The 6397-nt window shown below is 73.6% G+C and carries 5 protein-coding genes and 1 pseudogene; 5 read left to right on the top strand and 1 reads right to left on the bottom strand.

Going from position 1 to position 6397, the window contains the following annotated elements:
- The 5 genes and pseudogenes from ACIQE0_RS10000 to ACIQE0_RS09980 all read left to right on the top strand — a co-directional run.
- Positions 1 to 107 (top strand): annotated as a pseudogene (locus ACIQE0_RS10000) (IS481 family transposase); the annotation flags it as partial.
- 357 nt (positions 108 to 464) lie between these two features.
- A complete protein-coding gene (locus ACIQE0_RS09995) occupies positions 465 to 1268 on the top strand; it encodes a DUF4232 domain-containing protein (protein WP_366333329.1) in 804 nt (267 codons plus the stop codon).
- A gap of 404 nt (positions 1269 to 1672) precedes the next feature.
- Positions 1673 to 2572: a hypothetical protein gene (locus tag ACIQE0_RS09990; protein WP_402330298.1), complete on the top strand. Its 900-nt coding sequence runs from the start codon at positions 1673 to 1675 to the stop codon at positions 2570 to 2572.
- A gap of 176 nt (positions 2573 to 2748) precedes the next feature.
- Positions 2749 to 3702 (top strand): helix-turn-helix transcriptional regulator, encoded by a 954-nt coding sequence (locus tag ACIQE0_RS09985; RefSeq protein ID WP_402330295.1) that lies wholly within the window; start codon positions 2749 to 2751, stop codon positions 3700 to 3702.
- 163 nt (positions 3703 to 3865) lie between these two features.
- Positions 3866 to 4507 carry a DUF4232 domain-containing protein gene (locus ACIQE0_RS09980; protein ID WP_366333334.1) on the top strand — a complete coding sequence of 214 codons (642 nt, stop codon included), beginning with the start codon at positions 3866 to 3868 and terminating at the stop codon, positions 4505 to 4507.
- A gap of 45 nt (positions 4508 to 4552) precedes the next feature.
- Here the strand turns inward: ACIQE0_RS09980 and ACIQE0_RS09975 are convergent, their stop codons facing one another.
- Positions 4553 to 6376, bottom strand: coding sequence for an NHL domain-containing thioredoxin family protein (locus ACIQE0_RS09975; protein WP_366333336.1), 1824 nt, complete (start codon positions 6374 to 6376; stop codon positions 4553 to 4555).
- Positions 6377 to 6397: the final 21 nt, after the last annotated feature.

Here is a 6397-nt window from a genome sequence, read left to right as displayed (position 1 = left end):
CCTACCCCGCCTGGCTTCACACCTACAATCACCACCGCAGACACACCGCACTCAAGGGCCAACCACCCGCCAGCCGCGTCCCCAACCTCACAGGGCAATACAGCTAGGGCGCTTCCGGCGGACCTCCGTGGCGGAAGGAGCGGCGCCTGGCGCGTGCGCGCGCAAGGCGCCGGGGTGTCTTCATGGCGGAGCCATGGGGACACCCCGGCAACGCCGCACGGGAGTCTCCCGCGCCCTTGAGGCGTGGGGCGTGTGTGCCGGGCGCCGCGACGCCGCGGAGCGCCGTCACAGGCGCCCTTGAGCCCGGTCACGGCGGCGGACGGGCGTTAGGCAGGCGTTAGTCGCACGGCAGCGGCGCTCGGCAGTCTTGTGGACAGAACGCAGGACAGAACGCGCCGGGCCGAGTACGCCCGGCGCGTACCACGGAGCGCACCGTCGCACCGCCGACCGGGGGGAGACCGGACATGCCACGCACCGACGCCACCACTGCTGCCCGTAGGCCCCGCGCCGCCCACCGCCGGGCGCTGCGGATCGCCGCGGCGGGCCTGACCGCGGTCGCCGCGCTCACCCTCACCGCCTGCGGCCAGGACAATCCGCTCAAGACCAGCGGCGCCAAGCCGTTCGACCCGGCCCCCCAGGACTCCCAGGACTCGGCGGCCGACAACCAGCCGGACGGGCAGGGCGCCAACGCCTCGGCGGACACGGCCGACGGCAGCGCGGCGAAGGGCGGCGGCAGCGGCAGCGGCAGCGGCAGCGGTGGCAAGGGGAGCACGGCCGGCTCCGGGAAGCAGGGCACGACGGGCGGCCCGTCCGCCGTCGGCCGGGGCCAGGGCCCCGCTGCCCGGCCGGCCTCCTGCGACGCCGCGAAGATCCGCATCGTGGCGAAGCAGCTGACCCGTCCGATCAACCACCTGCTGCTGGTGGCCACCAACACCTCCGGTGCCACCTGCGACCTCTACGCCGCGCCCTTCCTCCGGTTCGACGACGCCCAGGCACCGGTGGCCGAGCTGCCGGACAGCAAGCCCCAGGCGGTGGCCACCCTGGCGCCGGGGGCGTCCGGCTACGCCAGCGTGCTGCTGTCCGGTGGGGACGGCTCCGCGCACGGCAACAAGATGACCTCGCTGGGCGTCAGCCTCGCCGCCCGCGACGGCCAGGGGAGCACCGGCGGTGAGGCGAAGGTGGCGCTGCCGGGCGGCTCGGCGTACGTCGACGACAGCGCGCGGGTGACGTACTGGCAGACGGACCCGAACCAGGCGACGTCCTGGTAATCCGGGCCACCACTCGGACGGCGATCCGCCGCCCCACAAGCAGGGCGCCCGCAACTCCCCCAGCGGGCGCCCTTCTCTTTCTTCGCCCCTCGCGCGCCTTTCCCCGCCCCTCGCGCTCCTTCCCTCCGCTCCGCCCCGCCGCGCCGTCTCCGCGCGACCACGGGCCGTGCGGCCACCGCGCCGCCCGCGACTGTCCCGTCATGTCCCACCCGGGCCCTCCCGGTGTCCCGCAATCGCCCCTCTCCCGGGGCGACTTCGCAGGCCACAGCCCTGCGGTCGAGGAGGCGCGTCCCACCTGACGGCGCATGGCCACCTCCCGTCCCTGTCCCGCCCCACCATGGTCCGCGTCGCAGCGAACGGATCACGCCGCGGCACAGGGATCGACGTTTCGGAGGGGTACCGACATGCACGGACACGGCACCACGCCACCGCGGGACCGCACAACTCCCGCGGGAGACACGGCTTCCGCGTTCCGCCGACCGCTGCTGCACCGGGTGCTGCCCGCGGTCGCCGCGGCAGGTCTGGCCGTCACCGGAATCACCGGGGTCGCACACGGCGCCGAGACTGGGACCGCTCGGACCGCGACGGCCGACTTCCCGACCTGGGGCACCCGCTGGGTGGTGCACAGCGAGGCCGTCACCGGCTCCCCCGCCGTCGGAATGCTCAACGCCTCGGGGGCGGGCCAGGACCGGATCACCGCCGACTACCAGGTCGACACCGGCCACCGGGTGTGCGAGGGCGACGCCTGCTCGACCTACATGGCCCACCTCACCGGGCCGGTGAGCGGCTTCGTCACCGTGGTCGCGGTGGCCATACCCCAGGACCGCCTGCCCGGCGTACCGGTGCAGGACGGTCCGCCGCCGGAGCAGCCCGGCCACTCCCGCCAGGAGATGCTGGCGCGCGCCGCGACCTGGCTGACCGCCGACAACGGCGCGCAGGTCCCGTACAGCCAGGCCAAGGTCTGGAAGGACGGCTACCGGCAGGACTGCTCCGGCTATGTGTCGATGACGCTCGGACTGCCGACGCCGGGCACCAACACCGTGGGGCTGGCCACCGACCGCGGCCTCACCCGGTCCGTCCCGCTCGGCGAGCTGAAGGGCGGTGACCTGCTCATCGACGCCAACGGCGACAACAACAACCGGCATGTCGTCATCTTCGAGAAGTGGAACGATGCCGCGCACACGTCGTACACCGCCTTCGAGCAGCGCGGCGGCCATGGCACCGACCACCGGAGCCTGACCTACGGTCTGCCGGGCGGCGACCCCGAGTTCAAGCCCTACCGGCCCGTGGCGTTCGGCGACTGAAAGACGTCGGACAGGGCCCGTCCCTCGCATCAGGCGGGGAATCCCGGGCAGTTGTGCGCTGTTTCACGTGAAACAGCGCTGAACGGTCCGCGTTCGTCCCGGATCGCGTAACGAGGGGCACTTCCGTCACAGGGGAATGGAGGTGCCCCTCGCGCGGGCCTGTCCGCTGTGCTGGAATGCGAGGCGTGCCTGGCCCTGAAAACCGTGTCGCGAACGCCCGCCGCAAGCCCCTGGCCCCGCTCCCGGCGGAACTCTCCGGCCCTGTACGGGACTTCGTCGCCGCCCTGCGCCGCATGCATGGCGAACTGGGCTACAGCCTCCAGGAGTTGGCGGGCCGACTGCCGGCCAGCCGGTCGTCCCTCTCGCGCTATCTCCGCGGCCAGAGCCTGCCCGACGAGCGACTCCTGGTGCAGTGGTGCACGCTCTCGTTCACGGGCGAGGACCGGCTGCCCGCGCTGGTGGAGCTGCTGCACCGCGCCCAGGAGGCGGCGGACGAGGCACCGGAGTCCGCTCCGGGCCCCCGCCCCGGGGACGGGCGGAGCACCGAGGGCGACGAACGCGCCGAGGGGGACGAAAAGGCCCACGGCGGCAGACGTCTCGAAGGCGTCCAAAGCGCCGAAGACGTGCAGGGCGCGGCGGAAGAACCGGCGGGGCCGGAACCGGAGGCGGTGGCGCCCGGGAGGCGCCGGCTGCGGCTGGTGCTGGCCGGCCTCGGCACCGCCGCCGTCCTCACCGGAGCCGCGTTCACCGTTCTGGAGCTGACCGGTTCGGACGCCGACGGCCGGACGGATACCGCCTCGGGCGCGGTCCCGGCCGCCGGATCCGCCCGCATCACCGTCAACAACATCGAACGGGCCTGCCGGCACAGCCGTACCGACTACTGCGCGCTCGGGCTGGCCCGCGACCCCTATGTGCCGTACCGGCGGCCCAATATCGTGGGCCGCGTCTGGCACGGTCAGGCACTGCACGCCGTCTGCAAGGTCGCCGACGGGGTCACCATCACCGACGAGGCGGGCGGGCACAGCAGCATCTGGTTCCGGGTCGACCACGACGACGGGCCGGCCTGGATGCCGGGCGTCCGCATCCGGCCGGATCAGCTCGACGCGGATCTCCCGCGGTGCCCCAACTAGCGCCCGCCTGCCGGGACATGACCGTTTCGCCCGCCCTTGCCGGGAAAGGCGAGCCGGGCGCCGCGCGGACGGAGCGCACTCGCCCCGGCGCGGGAGCGGCGGTCGCTATCGTGGCCTGGCCATGCCATCACCGCACTGACCGCAGGGCCTACTGGGGGACTTCATGACCGCACGCCGCACCCGCCGCTCCACCGCATACGCCGCGCTGGCCCTCGGGCTGGCCGGCTCGCTGGCTCTGACCGGCTGCCACAGCGACTCCTCGAAGTCGCGGAGGGGCTCGTCCGCCACCAGCTCCAAGAGCAAGCGGCACAAGATCTTCGGCAGTGGCACGGCGGCCGGGGTGGGCATGGGAGCGGCGCGCCGGCGCGGGACGACGAACTGCTCCCCGAGCACGGCCCGGCTCGACTTCACCCAGCAGACGGGGCCGAAGGGGTACGTGCGCGTGCGCTACACCAACCGCTCCGGCACGTTCAACTGCCGGCTGTACGACGCCCCGTTGCTGGCCTTCGACAACGCGAAGGCCCCGCTGCCGGTGATCCAGCCCGACCGGAGCCGCGTCACCACCCTCCGGCCCCGTGCCACCGCCTATGCGGTCATCCCGACCGGCACCCCCGCCGCCATGGGCACCCAGCGCAGGAACGTGACCGTCCGGCTCGCGGGCTCGTCGAAGGGCTCCACCTCCGGCTCGCCGGTGGTGTACGACCTGGTGGCGAAGTACGCCACGGTCTCCGTCGGCCAGAGCAAGGTCAGCTTCTGGAACACCAGCCTGGACGCGGCGAAGGCCGAGGCCGGCGTCGGCAACTGACGCCGCCGCCGGCCTCCCGTCGTCGCTCCGCGCGGCCCGACTCGGCTACTGCGCGTCCAGCCCCGCCAGGACGAGGCCCAGCCGGGCCGCGCCGTCCGCGGTGACCCGGACCGGAACGCCCCAGTCCTGCTGGTGCACATGGCAGGCCGGGTACTCGATGTCCGGGGCGTCGTCGCAGGACGCGGCCATCGCCGAGACATGCAGGACGCCTTCGGTCACGCCGTCGGCAAGGACCAGGTCCCGGGCCAGATCGGTGCCCGCGCCGGCGCCGTCGGCGAGCAGCTCCGGCGGCGTGGCGCTGACCAGCAGCCGCGTCGAGGGGCCGTAGCGGGTGTCGAGCTTCTGGCCGGCCGGGGCCTGGAAGACGACGTCCAGGTGGAGCGTGCCGGGGGCGATGTCGGTGGCGGCGCGCTGGGTGCGGTGGGCCACCGACTCGACGCGGACCGCCTCTTCGGGGAGCCGCAGCCGGGTCAGCCGGTGCCGCGCGGACTCCACCACCACGATGTCGTCGTCGGCGAGGACCGCCGCGGAGGGTTCGCGCAGATCGGTCGCGAGCGTGGTCACCTCGCCGCCGGCCGGGTCGAAGCGGCGCAGTGCGTGGTTGTAGGTGTCCGCGATGGCGACCGAGCCGTCGGGCAGCGCGGTCACGCCCAGCGGGTGCTGGAGCAGGGCCTGCTCGGCGGCGCCGTCGCGGTGCCCGAAGTCGAAGAGTCCGGTGCCGACGGCGGTACGGACCACATAGCCGCCCGGGGCGGGGCTGCCGTCGTTCGCCTCCCGCTCGATCCACCGCACCGCGCTGGTCTCCGAGTCGGCGATCCACAGCCGGTCGCCGGCCGCCGCGAGCCCGGAGGGCTGGGCGAACCACGCTTCCGCCGCGGGGCCGTCGACCAGGCCCTCGTTGGTGGTGCCGGCCGCCACCGCGACCGTGCCGTCGGCCGGGTCGTAGGTCCAGATCTGGTGGACGCCGGCCATCGCGATCCACAGCCGGTCCTGCCACCAGGCCAGGTCCCACGGCGAGGAGAGGTCCACCTCGCGCGCCGGGCCCGAGGTCGGCGAGCCCTGCCACCACTGCCGGCCCGTACCGGCCACGGTCTCCAGGGCACCGGTCGCCGGATCGAAGATCCGGATGGCGTGGTTGACGGTGTCCGCGACGGCGACCGTGCCGTCGGGCAGCAGCGCCAGCCCCTGCGGCTCGTTGAAGGAGTCCGGGCCCAGCCCGCGCTCACCGGTCCCGATCCGCCGCACCACCTGCTCGCCGTCGGCCGCGAGCTCCACCAGCTGGTGCCGGGTGGTGTCGGAGACCAGGAAGGTGCCGCCGGGCAGCCGCACCGCCTTGCCGGGGAAGCGGAGGTCCGTGGCGACCGGCTCCGGCGGGACGTAGGGGCCGTCGCCGCGGTGCAGCGTGCCCTTCGCGGTGTGCTCGGCGATCAGCTCCTCGACGCGCTTCTCGATGGCGTGCGCATGGCCCTCGCCCGCGTGCTGGGCGACGACATAGCCCTCGGGGTCGATCACCACCAGCGTCGGCCAGGCCCGCACCGCGTACTGCTTCCAGGTCGCGAGCTCGGGGTCGTCGAGGACGGGGTGCTCCACGCCGTACCGCTCGACGGCGTCCACGACCGCCTGGTGCTCGGCCTCGTGCACGAACTTCGGGGAGTGCACGCCGATGATCACGACCGCGTCGCGATGGCGCTCCTCCAGCTCGCGCAGCTCGTCCAGGACGTGCAGGCAGTTCACACAGCAAAACGTCCAGAAATCGAGGATGACAATGCGTCCTCGCAGGTCAGAGAGGGTGAGATCATTTCCGCCGGTGTTGAGCCAGCCGCCCTTGCCGATCAGCTCGGGGGCCCGGACGCGCGCACGTGAAGCCATGTGGACATTCAACGTCACTCC

Origin of the sequence: Streptomyces sp. NPDC093097 (genome assembly GCF_044754325.1) — a bacterium.
Lineage (GTDB): Bacteria > Actinomycetota > Actinomycetes > Streptomycetales > Streptomycetaceae > Streptomyces.
This window is presented reverse-complemented; position numbering and strand designations above follow the sequence as displayed.

Coding starts and splice junctions, on each gene's coding strand:
- ACIQE0_RS09995 (WP_366333329.1), top strand. CDS start 465: ATGCCACGCACCGACGCCACCACTGCTGCCCGTAGGCCCCGCGCCGCC.
- ACIQE0_RS09990 (WP_402330298.1), top strand. CDS start 1,673: ATGCACGGACACGGCACCACGCCACCGCGGGACCGCACAACTCCCGCG.
- ACIQE0_RS09985 (WP_402330295.1), top strand. CDS start 2,749: ATGCGAGGCGTGCCTGGCCCTGAAAACCGTGTCGCGAACGCCCGCCGC.
- ACIQE0_RS09980 (WP_366333334.1), top strand. CDS start 3,866: ATGACCGCACGCCGCACCCGCCGCTCCACCGCATACGCCGCGCTGGCC.
- ACIQE0_RS09975 (WP_366333336.1), bottom strand. CDS start 6,376: ATGGCTTCACGTGCGCGCGTCCGGGCCCCCGAGCTGATCGGCAAGGGC.